Raw genomic sequence first — 16,097 nt, 5'->3', positions numbered from 1 at the left:
TAACCTGTAGAAAGATGGGACTTCCACCTCACTACACACCTAATAGTACGCCGGCATAGGGTTAATAATGCTTATTCTGCGGCAGCATACTTCCGTTCGTACAGCAGTTCTTTTTCACCAAACAGGCGTTCAGCTATCATTCCTTTCTCCTGACAGTTTTTGACGAGTTTATCAGACTGGATGATGGGATTGGAAGCATCCGTATATTTAATACTGCTGATAAATTCCAGCCACGGCTCCATACCCATCGCATATACGTACACCTCTTTGGGATTGAAGATCTCTACCAGCGACATGCCTTTCAGGCAATCAGAACCTGCCAGCCTGCGGCTGCTGTCCTGTTCGCGGGTGATCTTTTTCGTCATCAGCGGTCCGTATAACCAGGTCAGCGGCGCGCCGTCGCATTCCATGCCGAGGAACATCACGTCCACATCACCGATGCTCTGATGAATGTGCTCGTAGAGGGCAGGCTCACTGATGCGGGAATCCGCCAGGAACAAAAGTTTGAAGCCGCTGATCTGTACCAGGTAGCAGGCCTTGGAGAGAATATTCAGATCGCTGTGTTCTCCGGTAAAGGGCAACCCTGTGATCGTTGTGTTGGTAAACTCAATGGTTTCCATTTCTTCTATCGCTTCCACCTGATCAAAACCGATGTTTTGGAACATCAGCCGCAGATCAGGATTCTCCAGTTGGCCGGAGTTGGTACGGGGAACAATCAGATGTTTGATCTTATGACGAAGTGGCAATAATGTTTCAAACAGAATATGGTCCTGGTGATTGTGGGTGATCAGCACATAATCGATCACGTCCGGAAGATCGGCATCGGAAAAATGCTCGATATCGCTATCATAGCCATAGTAGCTGATCAGCGGATCTACGAGGATACTAACGTCTTTGGTTTCTACCAGGATACAGGCATGGCCGAAGTAGCGCATACGGATTTTATCACCGGTATATTTATTATAAACAGGAGGCGGGGTGGTCGTAAAGAAGGTATTAAACAGCGCTTCGTCCGCAGGAGATATGTCTAATAATGTTTTGATATACTCCAGGTTTTTCGGCGTACGCTTCATTCTTGCCAGTTCATCGATACCGGCATGATCAAAAGGTAGGGGCAGGTGCAGCACCCCCGGTTCGTCCAGTCTGGGCGTGCTCAGACAAAAAGGACGGTGGTCGTTTTCAGTCACCCACAGGGCAATGCTCTGAGACGATTTATTGTAAAAATGGCTCTTATATAATAATGCTTCAAAAAAGCGAAAATCTGCGTTGTTGTTCCGATCGTAAAACAGTTCCACATATCCTTTGAGCATGGGGGGAACTTTCTCGTACAGCGTTTCCATGCCCATCCCTTTACCTTCCGCTTCCAGCAAACGGTCCAACTCTTTTACCGCTTTGGAAAACTTCAGCGCTTTCTCTTGTTCCTTCATGGTTTTTTCATAGAGGACATTCACTTCGTCGACCCGGTCAACCGGTATATCCATGAAAGGGCCGCCTTTCATCTTGGGGTTCAGTACCGCTTCAGCATGCACAGAAGGTTCCATGATAAAGGAATCCATGATATTCAGGTGTCTGCCTACCACGTTCATGGCGGCGGTAGCAGGTGATATCAGGTGGCTCCAGGCATACCATCTGTCGAATAAAGGTTCTATGACTACGTTAGGTTTTAAGTAAAATTCATTTCCATTCATGATGGTGAGGTTTCGCATTAAAAAATATGTTGATCATAAAAGTGTTTCCTCCAAAGTGGCGTTATGCTTACCACGACGTAAAGCAAACATTCACCCGGCGGAAACACTTGTGTATCAAGAATGTCACAGGAGACGTCGCTATGTGATAGTTTGGTAAGTTCCACCCATACCAGTGACTATCGGATAAAAACATCTTTCCTGCAAGCATCCAGACTCTTTAACAAAAAGAACCATGATCTGGTGTTGGGCTGACTATTTTAATCGGCGAGTACCGTACCGATGCCGGCTGCTTTTGCTTTCTCATAGAAGTATACAGCAGTAGCAATATCAAATACGGCCATTCCCATCGGATTAAACATGACCACCTCTTCCATCCCCGCATTTTGTAATTTGTCTTCACAAATGATATCCACAAGTGAAAGCGTGCCTGATTTGGTTAACCCCTGTGTTTTATGCATCACCTCGATATCTGTATTCTCCCGGCATACTTCTTCCCAGTCATCCACCACAATATGATTGGCGTAGTTGATAAACTCCGGCACATAATCTCTCAGGGAAATATTTAACTGCAGGGAGCCTTTCTTAGGGGCTTTGTTGATGTATGGCTTTTTAGAGACAGTACAGGTCATCAGTATATCTGCATTCTCAAATGCTTCTTCCCAGGTATGAACGATATGTACCTTGTCTTTCAGAGAGGCAGGGATCAGGGAAGCATCAGGCTGATGAAGGTCGTAGATATGCACGTAGTCCAGCCGCTCTCCCAGCAGGGAACTGATCATGTCCAGGTGTTGCTGGCCGATAGGACCGAAACCGATAATACCTACACTTAATTTCTCCTGGCGGTTGCGCTGCAGGTATTCGCTCACCACCAGTCCTGTTACGGCCGCCGTACGAACGGCACTCACGTGGCTGGTATTGATAATACAGGCAGGCACACCGGTATCTGCTTCATTCAATATGGTGACAGAGTTGGCACGGGGAAGGTTTTTCCTGATATTTTCAGGAAAGCTGGCTATCCATTTTATACCTGAAAAAGATACTTTACCACCCACGAATGCGGGCATAGCAATGATACGGTTGGTGAGGTCCCGGTATCTCAGGTAAGGTTTGATGGGCTGGGCAAAATCTCCATCTTTCAGGGTATAAACGGTTTCCCGGATCTTACCAATCATTTCTTCCCAGTTAACACCCATGTGTAACAGATCGGATTTACTTAAATAGTACATATTTATTATGCTTTTATTTTGGACAGCTTTTCCATCATGTTATTCACCCATTTTCTGTCGTATACATTGTTGATATAGGAATCTCCGCGGTCTGCACAGCAGAAAAGTGTAACAGGGGTACCCTGAATAGCGTGTGAATTGAAATAGGTTTTGATGGCGGCATAGACTGCTCCGGAGGAAGCGCCTGCGAAAATATTCTGTTCTCTCACCAGTTCGTGACAGCCGGCAACCAGTTCCTCGTGGGTCACGATCATGACCTCATCAATGATGGCGTTTTCCAATATGGAAGGCACTTTGCTGGATCCGAGGCCGGAAACATATCTTTTCTGGGGAGGAATATTAAAGATAACGGAGCCTTCAATGTCTACAGCGACGATGGTGATGTCCGGAAATTTCTCTTTTACTTTCCGGGATATCCCGCTGATAGTGCCACAGGAGCTGACGGCGATAAACATGTAGTCCAGGTGATCAAACCGGTCGCAGATCTCTTTTCCCAGGGTGTTGTAATAGCCTTTGAAATTATCGGGATTATCGTACTGATTGGTCCAGAAACTATTGGGGTGTTGGGCACACAGTTCCTTGACGGTTTCAATCCTGGTGAGGAGGTATCCGCCGGTGCTGTCTTCTTTTTCCACTTTTACTACTTTATCGGTAAACAAGCGGAGCATCGCTTCATTCTCGCGATTAATATTGGGATCAATGACGGGGATAAAGGTCAATCCCAGGTCTTTACAGATTCGTGCCAGGGCGATGGCGAAGTTACCGGAGCTCGACTCTACGATAAGCGTATCGCTGTTTACCCTGCCGTTACGGATGGCATTGGAGAGAATGCTCAAAGCAGCTCTGTCTTTAATACTGCCCGAGTAGTTTCTGTACTCCAGTTTTGTGAACAGTGAAACACCAGGCATATTAAGTTCTACCACTGGTGTATTTCCGATCAGGCCGCTGATCTTTTCGAGGGAAGATAACATCATCTCATCTTAGGTTTTTCAATGATTTATTAAATTGGTATGTAGGGACTACTAACGTTCTCCATTCATCTATTCGTTGCTATTGTCTATATCTTACGTTTCGTTATGCTCATATCTCATATTAGTTGACACAATACTGCTATACATTGCCGGAAGAATTTCTTCCCGCAAATGTGACAGTCATTCGTTCATATGAAAGAGATACCCTTCGTAAAGGACAACAACATTGACCGCAGTATCGAAAGGCATGTATGCTAAAACAGCCCTCCACTGCATTTGATGCATGCAATTCTAGTCCCTGTTGTAACAATTAAGGCGCAGCGACATGATCAGCACGATTTTCCGTTCCCTAAACGAAATACGATTAATAGTATGCTTGCAAGAACCAGTGAAACAATAGTTACACCGGTCGGAAAAACCAGACGCACAGTTTTTTTCTTAAATTCTTTGTGGAAACGCTCTCTTTCCGACAATACATCGTATTAAATCAAGCTCTTTAACTTGACCTGGGTTGCTTTAAACAGGTTTTTAAGGATAACTGACAACAACGCTTATACGTAAAATGTATAAACCCTGATGCTGGTATCGCTTTTTTGTGTCTAAACGTTCATGGGATCGATAAAATAGGGTTCTATGAAAATACAGTTGTGGTGGAAACAACTTTTTTCTGTTTGTCGCAAATACTTTTCAGTTCGTGATAGAAACGTATTCATTAGCGAGGTAAAGTAAATAAATAATTCTGAAACAACAAAAACTCTTATCAAGAAAAAACAAAAAATTATTTTTCCGGTAACATTGGACGACACCCGGAAACACCAGTAAAATAAAGCATCTACATATGTCCCATGAAATATTACCTCACCGCACACTGCAGTCCGACTTCAAAAATCAATCGCAATAAATAGATGTGAGAACAGGTATTTTTTACGTTTTATCATAATAATAGGAAACCAAACAATATTTATCCATGAGATCATAATTCAGTGTAAACTACCGTCGGCAAAAGACAAGACCCCGTGCTGAGCACGGGGTCTTGTTTGCTATTACACACAAAATTTGTGTTAACCGTGAAGGTGAGCTTCCTCCTTGCTGCATGACTGCTATCACTCTGTAATCACGATCTTACCTGTTTTCAACGGCCGGGCCGAAGGTTGCTTATTATTAAAAATACTATAAAAGTAAACGCCTGCGTTCAGATTGCCGGTATTTACCGTACCGCCGTCTGTCACGTATTCCATGCGTACCATTCTGCCTTTCACATCGTAGAGGCGCAACAGTAGCATCGTGTTGTCGTGCGTGCGCACGTTCACGCTTCCGCCCTGCTGCAACCTGGTCGGATATACGCTGATGTTACCGGCCGGCTGTTTACTAACCAGTGCTGCTTTAGCCAGAGATGACGTGGTATCAGGACAACCGGTAAACGACAGCTCAGCAATGGAGGTCCATGCATTGGCGTTCACTTCAGAAGTAGCTACCAGCTTCACATAACGCGCCTTCACCGTGGGTGAGAAAACCACATCCTGTGCCGCAGTGCTGTTCACAAAGTTGCCGCTGGCCACCTGCGTCCAGTTAATGCTATCGGCACTCACCTGCACCTGGTAGGCGTTGATACGTCCATTAGTGCCTGACTGCCTTGGCAGATAGGTGAGCTTACTCAGATTATAGGCGCCGCCGAGATAGATGGAAATATAATGTGGCATGGGCGCCGTGCTGTTGTACCACTGCGTATGCCAGAATGTGCTGTTATTACCGTCAATAACATTTACGGCCGGGGCGCTCTCTCCTACTGTTTCCTGGCTGTCGAACTGCGACACCCTCAACTGGCTGCGCGGTATCGGGGTGTTACATGCGCCGGCTACCGGCGGATTACCAGGACTACCGGCACCAAAGCCTCCCATACCGGTATTGAAGGTACCAGACACGTAATAGATAGTGGCGCCTTTCTTTCCGCTGCTATCACGCGCAACGTAGATCGTACCGGCGCCATCGGGCGCGGGATTGGCTGGTGTAACGTTACTGATATTGCTCTTCACCTTCACCACCTTCGCAGAATCCCAGATGAGCCCTGTCGTGTTTTCCCAGCCTTGCTTTTCAGCCGCCGTATAATACAATGTCACATTCAGGCTGCCGGCGGTGTTGTTATTGGTGGGAGTGATCTTCAGCGTTTTGGATGTCAGATAATGTACTTTGGCCGTGTCCCAGAATGGCGCCGCACTGGTACCTGCACGGTCTATCTGCACCGTGGTGCAACCATAATCAAAGGCGGACAGGTTCTTCACTTTCGCCATGATCTTGCCGGTGCTGTCTGCAAAGTATACGGTGGCATTAGGGCCAAGGTACTGCGTAGTGCCCGTATTCAGCGTGCCTGCCACGGTAGTAACGGCGGGCCGGGTATTGAAGATCAGGTTAGGTCTGGTAGAGCCATAACCTGGTGCCGTGAAACTACATCCTGCACCGCTGGTTTGCCGCTGGAACACCGTAGGATTAGCGCCGCTCACAGAGATAGACGCCACGAGGTTGTCTCCCTGGTCGGTGCCATCTGCGTTGTTGTAGCACGACTGTATGAGGATGTTGGAACTGCCGTCCCAGTAGAAAGGCTGTGAGAAAGGAACCTGTACCCATCCTGTATCTGCCACGGTGATACTGCCGCTATACACCGTTGTAACCGGGCTGTTATCAAATTGTGTGTCCGTAAATGTTGCCTGAGGCGTGGTACCTACCGCCACGTTGAAGTTCTGGAACGTGCTGGTGGTAGTCACCGTACGCGAGGTCACATGATAAGCAATGGAGTAGATATTGCCTCGTTGCAGGCCTGCCGCTCTCAGCTCATCTGCCGGATAGATAGTCTGGGCGCGCTTATCCGACTGCGTACCGTTGAACGGACTGGAGGCGCTGCCGCCCGTAGTGCCGTTACCGTAAGTGAGGTTAATGAGCGCCGTATCCCCTACCGGCGATGCATCCGGATAGCTGATATTCACGCGGCAGGTTTGTGCAGCCGGATCAGCCATGGCATTCGTACTACCGTTGACGTAGAACGATAACAACGCATATTTGCCGGCCGGGTCTGTCTTACTGCCATACACGCGGATAGTGACCGTACGCGGGGTCGTCTGTCCCGATGTAAAGATCAGCGTGTCCGCGGGTGTGGTAAAGCTGCCGTTGGTGGTCACGTCGTAATCGACGCCTTTCACGGCGGAAGACGTGGAACCTGCCACCAGCTGCACGTTGGCATTGCCGGAAGGCGCCGGGCTGACCGTCAGGTTAACGGTATAGTCCGTATAGGGCTTACAGCCGGACTTATTCACTCCGCCGGCGGTGGTATTGACCGTCGTAGCCGCGAAGGAAATCAGCGGTGTGATGGCATTGTTAAATTTAGTGCCGAAAACGCCACGACCGTAGAAGCTCACCCGCAACTCGCTGCTGTCGGCCACGCCGTTGTTATAGGCAAAGATATCCGTGATATCGGCAACGGTAGGCAGCCCGATAGAATACAGCGACCAGTCGGCCATGTTCTTATTACGGTAGTACACGCCGCGTGCCGTGGCCAGGTATACCGATTCGTTGGTAGCGTAGCGGTCTTCCAGCAGCCGGATAATATTGACCGGTGGCAGGGTGCCGCTGATATCCGTGAAGGTATTTCCCTGGTCTGCCGAGCGGTATACTTTGCTGCCGCAGGAGATATACACCACATTGGTATCACTCTTAATAGTGGTAACGCCGGCGGCTACACTGGTGGCTACCGGCGCGGCCACGCTGACAAACGTGGGCGACGCGGCCAACGCATTACGGGAGCGGTATACTTTCTGATTAGTGGTCACATAATATACCACATTGGCGTCTGCATTGCTGATATGCAATGCCTTGATCTTTTCTGTGTTGTTCACCACTTTGGTCCATGCCGGCGAAGCCGCGGTAATATTGGTGCTGCGCCACAGGCCCGTGTCTGCAATGAATGCAACGCCTACGTTGGCCGGTGTGAACTCCAGCTCCATTTTATTGGAAGCGGTGAACGGCACGTTGTACGAACTTTCGCTTCCGGTAACCGGTCTTCGCTTCCCATTCTCATAATAGTACACCTGGTTGTTGGTATTATAGTCAAAGGCAGAACGCGAGCCCCAATCGCCGCCCCTGTTGGTAAACCAGGGATTGGCGGCATACTTGTAATACAGCTCTCCGTTGTCCTGTGTGCCGATACTGATCATATCACGTCGGATAGGGCTATTGGAGGCATGATATACTTCTGTGGACGAAAGCCCGTCGCTGCGGGGGACCCAGTTGGTGCCACCGTCTGTGCTGAGCCAAACACCACCATCATTATAGTTGAACACCTTACTGTTGTTATAGGGGCTTACCTTGATACCATGCATATCTGTATGGATCATGGTCCACCAGCCGGTCTGGATCTGCGTCCAGCTGCTGCCGCCATTTGTGCTTTTCCATACAATGTGTGCCACCAGATAAAGGACATCGGCATTCACCGGGTCGGCGCCGATAGAAAAATTGTAATTCCCCTGTCCGCTGGAGGTGGCGTTGTAGCCTACCAGATTAGGTGCTACATCGCCTTTTACCTGTGTGAAAGTAGTACCACCGTTGGTGGATTTGTAGATCACCCCACCGGAAACGGCGTCATTAGCGCCTACCATTCCCACGTACACGCGGTTGGAATCAGCAGGCGTTACTGCTATCCTGCTGCCTTTGGCCCCACTGGCCGGCAAGGTGAGTGTAACAGGCATCCAGGTTTCTCCCATATCAGGAGATACATAAAACCCGCCGGCCATGTTCACAGCATAGATAGTAGTGGTATTGTTGGAGGCTTTGTAGGCCATGTCGGTAAACTGTCCGCCACTGAGCTTATTGGTCCAGGAAGTGCCGCCATCCGTTGTTTTCCATATCCCATCGTTGGTAGCGGCAATCAGCACATTATGGTCTGTGCGCGACATGAGCAGTTCCACGGCCATACGGTTGCCGATGTTGCTGTTGGACGGCAGCCACGATTGCCCGCCATCGGTGGTTTTATACACGCCCAGTGCGGTGCTGTAATAGTTGGGGTCCCCGGTGCCGAGGTACATGATCTGATCGTTGGTGTAATCTATGCATACGGAAGCACAGGTGGCCTTAGGCAGCTCGTCGGTGCCCTGCAGCTGCCAGGTATTGGCGGTATCGGTACTTTTCCAGAGGCCCCATACGCTGGTAGCATAGACGGTGGCCGCATTGGAAGGGTGGAATTTCATCTGTGTCACACGGCCAATACCGTTGATCTGTCCGGAAGAGTTGATCGGAAACAGCACGGGGCCGATATTTCGCCAGTTGCCATAGTTTTGTGCCACTGCAGCTGCAGACAGCAACAAGGCGGATAAAAACAGGAATATATGTTTACGCATAGTCATTGCGGTTATTTTCGGTTGATGATGGAGAAATTTTTTACTACCACTTCTTGCCGGGGTTATCGTTGTTCTTCTCCTGCTCTTTTTTATCTTTCACCTGCTTTTCCCGGATGTTTGTCTTTAGTTGCTTTTGCTGTTGCCAGATTTCCACCTGCTTTTCCCTGCTGAGGATAGACCCGTCCGGCTGCACATAGGGCAGCACCTGCCTCCTCCACCATTGGTATTTCTTGTAGGCAAAGGCATACTTGTGCGTATCCTCCTCTTTTTCCCGCTCGGCTTCAGACTCTCTTCTTTTGAAAATGCCCAGGAACCGGCGCTTTCGCTCGGTGTTCTTTTTCACGTCCAGTATTTCATCTTCCTCAATCGGCAGTTCCTTGTTTTTCCAGAAATCGTTGAAGGACTTTTCTATCACGAAAAAATTAACGTTGGGATCATCCATCATGGTGACCCAATCAGGTTCTTTAGTCTGCTGACGTGACTCATGGCGTTGTGCCGATACAGTTATACCGAACAAGAGCCAGGTCATCATCATCACGCAGTGCCATAAAGGCTTCCAGACAAATTGCTTTTTCATTATTCATGTTATTTAGTGTGAGAAACAGATGTTGGGGGATGATAAACAGGGATGACTGCCGACACATCTTCACTGTCCAGCTGATATACCGCCTGAATGTGAGTGGGGGTCAGCACTGCTTCCCGGCTGCCGTGTGCCGCCATCCGGCCTTTGTGCAGCAACAGGATATTGTCGGCAAACCTGGCGGCGATATGCAGATCGTGCAATACCGCCACGATCACCAGGTCTTGCTGTTGTAACAGTGTTTTCAGCTGCCGCATTAGTCTGAACTGATAGTGCACATCGAGGAAAGTGAGCGGCTCGTCCAGCAGCAGATAACGGCAGCCATTGGGCGGCTTCTCCCAGATCTGGGCCAGCACGCGTGCGAAATGCACCCGCTGCTTTTCTCCGCCGGAGAGACTGAGATAATCGCGTTCCGACAGCTCCTCCAGATCAAACAGCGCCATCGCTTCCCGGCAGTAGCGCTTATCTTTTGCTACCGGCTTGTCCGCAATATGCGGGTAGCGGCCCATCAGCACTACCTCCCGCACTTTCAGTGGAAACGCCAGCTCCTGTTGTTGCGACAGCGCCGCACGGACAGCTGCCAGTTGTTTCACAGAGAAATCAGCGACCGGCCTGGCGCCGTACGTCACGGTCCCCGACGTAGGCGACAGCTGACCGGCCGCGATCCGCAGCAAGGTAGACTTGCCGGCGCCGTTAGGTCCCATGACGACGTGCAGGCTGCCTGGCTCCCATTGTACGCTGATATCTTCCAGCAATACTTTGTTATTTTTAATGCAGGTAATACCAGATAATGCAAGCATCAGAAATAGTATTTTTTCTTCTTCAGTAAAAAAATGAGCACCGGCACGCCGGCAAAAGAAGTGACAATACCTATCGGCAGCTCCGCCGGCCGCAGCAGCAGCCTCGCCGCGATGTCCGCTGCCGTCAGCAATACCGCACCCGCCAATGCGCCGGCTGCCATCAGATAACGATTGTCGGCCCCTTTCCAGATGCGCAGAAAATGCGGCACTACCAGTCCCACAAAACTGATCACCCCGGTGAAAGCCGTTACCACCGCTATCATGATCACGTTGATGATCATCACCTCCATCTTCAACCGCCGCACGCCCACCCCTGATAATTGCGCTTCCTCTTCGCCCAGCATCAACAGGTTGAGCTTCGCTGCACAGGCCATGGCACGCCAGCAGCATAAGGTCACCACTACGGCCACGATGATCACCGACTCCCAGTTGGCGCCGGACAGAGTGCCCAGGTTCCAGAAAGTAATGGAACGCGCCTGCGGGTCCCGTGCGATGTAAGAGAGAAAACCGGTGCCGCTGAGAAACAGCGCATTGATGGCAATGCCCATCAGCAATAGCGTGACAATACCGGTCCTGCCGTCTTCCCGGCTGCCGGATAACACCAGCACCATGAAAGTGGCCAACATGGCGCCTGCGCAGGCAGCTAACGGTAACACCCATACGCCGGCATGAAAATGGAACATGGCGCCTGTTACAAAATACAACGCAGCGCCAAAGGCGGCCCCGCTGGAAGTACCTATCAGCCCGGGTTCTATGATGGGGTTCCTGAACAACGCCTGCAATAACACACCACCTACCGCCAGCGCCGCTCCTGCCAATAAACAGAACAACACCCGCGGCAAGCGTATTTCCAGGAAAATCCGCTCATGTAACGTATAGTCGTTGCCATGATAAAACAGTTTACCGAATGCTCCGGCTATCTCCTCCATGCTGATGTCTATGGCGCCCAGGCAGGCAGACGACAACACCGCTGCCACCAGCAGTATCGTCAGCCACAGCAACACTTCGCTATATGGCCTGTTTGGCATGTATCAGTTTTTGCAGTGCCAGCACGTTGTTGCCGGTACGCGGTCCCAGGTATATCAGATCATGTTCTTCCACCCGGTAGATGTGGTTGCTGCGTGCGGCTTTGGTGCCAGACACGCCGGGCAGCTCTTTGATCTTCTCTATAGACCCCAGCCTGTCGTAACCGAAATCTGTCAGCAAGATCACGTCGGGGTCTGCCTGTGCTATCAGCTCCGCAGATACCTGCTGCATTCCTTTTGTGCCACCGATAGGAATAACGCCACCGGCCCATCCTATCATTTTCGCCGCCGTACTCTGTTGTGTTACGGCGAGATAAATATTCATGGCACGGCCAAAATGGATGATCACTACACGCGGCGTGTCCGTATAGTGCTTACTGTTAGTCAACGCTTCTTTCATCTGCGTGTCCAGTATCCGGCAAAGACTGTCTGCCTGATGTTCTTTCCCGAAGTAAGCCCCCAGGGCAGTGATCATTTTTTTGTCCTGCTCTATCGTAAACACACTGTCAACAAAGGTTTTCATGGGTATCTTCATTTTCTCCAGCTGCTGCATCACCTGCTCCGGTCCCACGTTATTGTCGTGGATCACCAGCGTAGGCTCCTGCGAGATAATGCCTTCCGCGCTCAACGCGCGGTGATAGCCTACTGTAGGCAATGCTTTGATGGCCGGCGGATAGGTACTGGAGAGGTCTACTGCCACCAGGTCCTTTTCTGCGCCCAACGCATAAATTACTTCATTGTACTGCTTGGCCAGGCAAACGATACGGGTACGCCCGGCATGCTGGTCTTTATTGCCAAATCTGCCACAGGCGCATATCATCAACATGACGGCCGGCAACAGCAGGTATCTGTTTCTCATAATTATACTTTAAGGAGATGATGAACTTTTTCAGAATTTATAAGACAGGTTAAAACCGCCGTACCACACGGCTTTATAAGGTCCGGGAAGATAGATATTCGGTGGCGCCGCGCTGTAATTGGCGTTCAGGAACACCATGGTATAACATCTGCTGCTGGTGATATTATTGCCACCGGCAAATATATCCAGGCTGAAATGCTGTCCCAGCTCATGCCGGTAACCCAATTTGGCCTGCAACAGCGTATAGGCATCGGCGTAGTGTGCATTGTCGTACGTAATCGGCATACGATCCACATACTGAAAAGTAGTGTTCAGGTATACGCCCCATATGGAGACGAGGTCCACGCCGGCGTTGAACAGATGCGGCGCTATACCGGAAACTTTGTTATCGCTATAATCGATTGTCTTGGCGTTGTTGTTATTATCGCTTTTAAACTGCCTGTAGGTAAAGTTGGAATAGGTGTAGCTCACAAACGGCCTCACCAACGAAAATACCGCTGGATGTTTTGGTTGCAGCGCATAGGCCACATCTGCTTCCAGGCCCCGGTTTTGTTGTGCACCGGCATTGGTTGTCATGGTATACAACACCGTGCCGGTATTATTATCCGTCACCGCCTGCGAGGTGAGTTTGTCTTTGATCTCCATATCAAATACCATCAGCTGGAACGACAACCGTTTGGCCAGCAGACTGCCTTTGGCCCCCACCTCGTACTGCATGGCTTTCTCGGGCCGCAGGTCTGTATTCACCTGGCCGATCTGCGTAATCACCACCTGGCCGGACACGGGTGGCGAATATCCCTTACTCACGCCCGCGTATACGGACACGGTTTCATTCACCGCCTTTAATACGCTCACCTGTGGCGTGAGCACGGGTGTAAAAGTTTTGTGCCCCGACTGGTCCTTGTGCGTGGGATTGGCTGAATTGGTAAGCCGGTCGGTGATGCCGTATTCAATATAATTATTGCTGACACCAGCTGTAACCAGGAAGCCTAATGGCAGCTTCAGCTCCCATTGGGTAAAGAGGCTGTACTGCATGGCAGATATTTCCAGATCGCCGGTAAGTGGCCCCAATACGCCGTTTGCGAGTGCATAACCTTTTTTGAAGGAGTTCGTTTTCTGATATTCCGCACCTGCCGTCCCATTCAGTGTAACGGCCCTGCCGCCGAAGCTCAGCCCGAAAGCGGTGCGTGCACCGACATTCTGGGCTATATTGGACGACAGTCCCGCGGCAAAAGCCTGCGATTGTTTGTAGCCACTGAAATAAGCGCTGGTGATATTGCTGACATGTGATGAGAAAGTATATTGATGGGAAAGCCCTGCACGATAGGTTTCAAAAGCAACATACCCTTTATTTCTGAGATAGGGCACTTCGCCTGTATCTTTCCGCTGCGCAAACTGGCTGCTGTCAAGCTGTCCGGCTAATTGATCATTGGAGTTATTATAGGCCGCATATACGGAGAACGTCTGTTTTTCATTACTGTGAAAATCTCCGATGAAAGACACAAAATCTTTTTTGGAGGCGCTGTTGATACGATAGCTATCATAATTCTGATGACCGTAATTCAACATAATGGACGATTTCTCATCCGCATATTCCAGGCGGGTGTTGGTCCTGAAAAGCCCGTTACTGCCTGCCAGCGCTTCCTGCGAAATACGCGTGCCATACAGCGAGGGCTTCAGCGTGTACATTTTCAGTACACCGCCAATTCCGCTGCCATAGAGGCTGGAAGCTGGTCCTTTGATCACTTCGATGCGGCCGAGGATAGAAAAGTCGATGTCATCGAGGATGGTCGTGCCTTCTCCATCGGTTACCGGAATACCATTGAGGTAAGCTTTGTAGCCGGTGCCATTGAAGTTGGTGCCATTGCCGTAACCGCGTATGGTGATACGCTGGCCGCCAGCCATCGTTCTTTTCTCCATCCGTACGCCGGGAATCAGGTTGAGCGTGTACTCCGGGGAAATACCATCATTACGTTGCAGGTCTTTTCGGCCAAGAACAGCCACCGACTGTGGTTGTAGCAGATTACTGCGAGGCTTCGCCGCATTGACGGAGACCTCACTAAGATTATAAGTAGTAGCGGCAAGACCTATCAGCATCAGCGAACGGTTGTCCTTTACCCTGACCGTCTGCGGCTCATAGCCGGAAGCCATCACCAGTAGCCGTTCGTCATGGGCGCTGATACTGAAGCTACCCGTGATATCAGTTGTTGCCAGTAGTTGATCACCAGCGTAAATGCCGGCATTTTTTACGGGAGATAATGTGTACAGATCATAGACCCTGCCTTTGAGAGACTGTTGGGCATAGGTGTGTAGCATGCATAGCCATGCCACTGCCAACAAGGACATTTTTTTCATTGTTTATCAGATGTTTGGTTGAAGTATAATGCTCGTCGGTATTATCTATTATGGGCCAACTTCAGCAGGTTCATTGTTCACAATGGGCTCAGGTTCACAGGGCATTCAGATTTTTCAGCGTTAGCTTTGATTTCGATTCAAACAGGATAGCCATTCTTTACTAAAGCTAGTAAAAAATTATCATGATGTACAATTTTTTTTTGACAACCAGCCTTCCGCTCCATACCTTATCTTTATACCATGTATTCGAAAACCAGTTCGTCAAAAATCGCCGCTGTAAGGTATAGTATGCTGTTGTGTTTTGTCATGGCCACCCATTTATTGCGGGCACAGGAATCGCCCGATACGCTGGAGGTACGCAAGATTACTTTTACTTCAACAGAAAAAACGGCTGCCGGAAAAAAACCGTCAGCAGGCATGACGGTCTATTATCATCCCGACTACCTGTACGCCACACAAACACAAAGTGACGGGTCGGCCACCAGCTGGCTCCTCTGGCATCATGCAGGGCGACTGCTTAAAATCGAGGGGCAACAGGGGCTGCCGCTGAATTACGGACTGCAATTAAAAACCAATGTGTACCTACCGGGAGAAGCGATAGACAGCAGTACTACTACCGAAAAAGCCGGCAACGACGGAGACTGGGACAATGCAAACGAATATAACGGTCCCGGATATGGCAAAATAAACTTCACCAATGATACCACTACCATTGCAGGCTATCCCTGCAAAAAAGCGGTCATCCATTACGTATATCCGCCACAGTGCGCAGACGGTCTTATCCGCAGCATCACCATCTGGTATAACGCCGAACTGCCGCCATTTTTCCTCCCTCCCTTTACCTGCCTGCAAAAGATACCGGGGGCCGCTTTGATGATGATGGTAGAAACGTTTGACGGCGCCACAGATGGTTACAAAGCGACCGCTGTGGAAAAACAGCAGAAAACGATTTCTTTCTTCAGGCCGTCTAAAGATATCCGGATCCTGTATCCACCGAAGTTGTAGTTCCACTTTATACAGAGAACTGTATGCCCGCCCGAAATATTTCCGGCCTCTCTCCTCGTACCTATATATCAATAGCGATATACTGCATTCACGTCACACCATCGAATGTGGTGACATTCATTTACCGTTCCTAAAAAAAATACCTCCTCCTTGCAGATTTGTGAATAGAAACACTATATTTGTTTATGTTCATACATATGAACTTGT

10 protein-coding genes are annotated in these 16,097 nt (G+C 49.6%); 1 reads left to right on the top strand and 9 read right to left on the bottom strand.

Annotated elements, in window-relative coordinates; translation table 11 throughout:
* Positions 1-71 precede the first annotated feature (71 nt).
* From ICL55_RS02910 to ICL55_RS02870, 9 genes are all read right to left on the bottom strand, one after another.
* Positions 72-1,706 (bottom strand): MBL fold metallo-hydrolase, encoded by a 1,635-nt coding sequence (locus ICL55_RS02910; protein ID WP_246496142.1) that lies wholly within the window; start codon positions 1,704-1,706, stop codon positions 72-74.
* A gap of 239 nt (positions 1,707-1,945) precedes the next feature.
* On the bottom strand, positions 1,946-2,914 hold the full coding sequence (gene sbnB / locus ICL55_RS02905; RefSeq protein WP_188094536.1) for a 2,3-diaminopropionate biosynthesis protein SbnB: 969 nt from the start codon (positions 2,912-2,914) through the stop codon (positions 1,946-1,948).
* A 5-nt stretch (positions 2,915-2,919) separates the two neighbouring features.
* Positions 2,920-3,888 carry a 2,3-diaminopropionate biosynthesis protein SbnA gene (gene sbnA, locus ICL55_RS02900; RefSeq protein ID WP_223151275.1) on the bottom strand — a complete coding sequence of 323 codons (969 nt, stop codon included), beginning with the start codon at positions 3,886-3,888 and terminating at the stop codon, positions 2,920-2,922.
* 1,100 nt (positions 3,889-4,988) lie between these two features.
* Positions 4,989-9,266 carry a discoidin domain-containing protein gene (locus ICL55_RS02895; protein ID WP_188094535.1) on the bottom strand — a complete coding sequence of 1,426 codons (4,278 nt, stop codon included), beginning with the start codon at positions 9,264-9,266 and terminating at the stop codon, positions 4,989-4,991.
* A 43-nt stretch (positions 9,267-9,309) separates the two neighbouring features.
* On the bottom strand, positions 9,310-9,843 hold the full coding sequence (locus tag ICL55_RS02890; RefSeq protein ID WP_188094534.1) for a hypothetical protein: 534 nt from the start codon (positions 9,841-9,843) through the stop codon (positions 9,310-9,312).
* Between the two features lie 8 nt (positions 9,844-9,851).
* A complete protein-coding gene (locus ICL55_RS02885) occupies positions 9,852-10,646 on the bottom strand; it encodes a heme ABC transporter ATP-binding protein (protein ID WP_188094533.1) in 795 nt (264 codons plus the stop codon).
* Entirely contained in the window at positions 10,646-11,674 is a 1,029-nt protein-coding gene (locus tag ICL55_RS02880; RefSeq protein ID WP_188094532.1) for a FecCD family ABC transporter permease, read from the bottom strand. Before ICL55_RS02880 ends, ICL55_RS02885 begins: the two co-directional genes overlap by 1 nt.
* Positions 11,655-12,530, bottom strand: a complete 876-nt coding sequence (locus ICL55_RS02875; RefSeq protein ID WP_188094531.1) for a heme/hemin ABC transporter substrate-binding protein — start codon at positions 12,528-12,530, stop codon at positions 11,655-11,657. The genes ICL55_RS02880 and ICL55_RS02875 overlap by 20 nt, the downstream gene beginning before the upstream one ends.
* Before the next feature lie 30 nt (positions 12,531-12,560).
* A complete protein-coding gene (locus ICL55_RS02870; RefSeq protein WP_188094530.1) occupies positions 12,561-14,885 on the bottom strand; it encodes a TonB-dependent receptor in 2,325 nt (774 codons plus the stop codon).
* A gap of 240 nt (positions 14,886-15,125) precedes the next feature.
* Here ICL55_RS02870 and ICL55_RS02865 point away from each other — a divergent pair, with 240 nt between their 5' ends.
* The gene (locus ICL55_RS02865) at positions 15,126-15,890 is read left to right on the top strand and encodes a hypothetical protein (protein WP_188094529.1); all 765 of its coding nucleotides are present in this window, start codon (positions 15,126-15,128) and stop codon (positions 15,888-15,890) included.
* Positions 15,891-16,097: the final 207 nt, after the last annotated feature.

This window comes from Chitinophaga varians, from assembly GCF_014529945.1.
In the GTDB taxonomy this organism is placed as follows: Bacteria; Bacteroidota; Bacteroidia; order Chitinophagales; family Chitinophagaceae; genus Chitinophaga; species Chitinophaga varians.
Note: the sequence above shows the minus strand (reverse complement) of the source record. Positions and strands in the feature narration are given on the sequence as shown.

Coding starts and splice junctions, on each gene's coding strand:
- ICL55_RS02910 (WP_246496142.1), bottom strand. CDS start 1,706: ATGCGAAACCTCACCATCATGAATGGAAATGAATTTTACTTAAAACCT.
- sbnB (WP_188094536.1), bottom strand. CDS start 2,914: ATGTACTATTTAAGTAAATCCGATCTGTTACACATGGGTGTTAACTGG.
- sbnA (WP_223151275.1), bottom strand. CDS start 3,888: ATGATGTTATCTTCCCTCGAAAAGATCAGCGGCCTGATCGGAAATACA.
- ICL55_RS02895 (WP_188094535.1), bottom strand. CDS start 9,266: ATGCGTAAACATATATTCCTGTTTTTATCCGCCTTGTTGCTGTCTGCA.
- ICL55_RS02890 (WP_188094534.1), bottom strand. CDS start 9,843: ATGAAAAAGCAATTTGTCTGGAAGCCTTTATGGCACTGCGTGATGATG.
- ICL55_RS02885 (WP_188094533.1), bottom strand. CDS start 10,646: ATGCTTGCATTATCTGGTATTACCTGCATTAAAAATAACAAAGTATTG.
- ICL55_RS02880 (WP_188094532.1), bottom strand. CDS start 11,674: ATGCCAAACAGGCCATATAGCGAAGTGTTGCTGTGGCTGACGATACTG.
- ICL55_RS02875 (WP_188094531.1), bottom strand. CDS start 12,530: ATGAGAAACAGATACCTGCTGTTGCCGGCCGTCATGTTGATGATATGC.
- ICL55_RS02870 (WP_188094530.1), bottom strand. CDS start 14,885: ATGAAAAAAATGTCCTTGTTGGCAGTGGCATGGCTATGCATGCTACAC.
- ICL55_RS02865 (WP_188094529.1), top strand. CDS start 15,126: ATGTATTCGAAAACCAGTTCGTCAAAAATCGCCGCTGTAAGGTATAGT.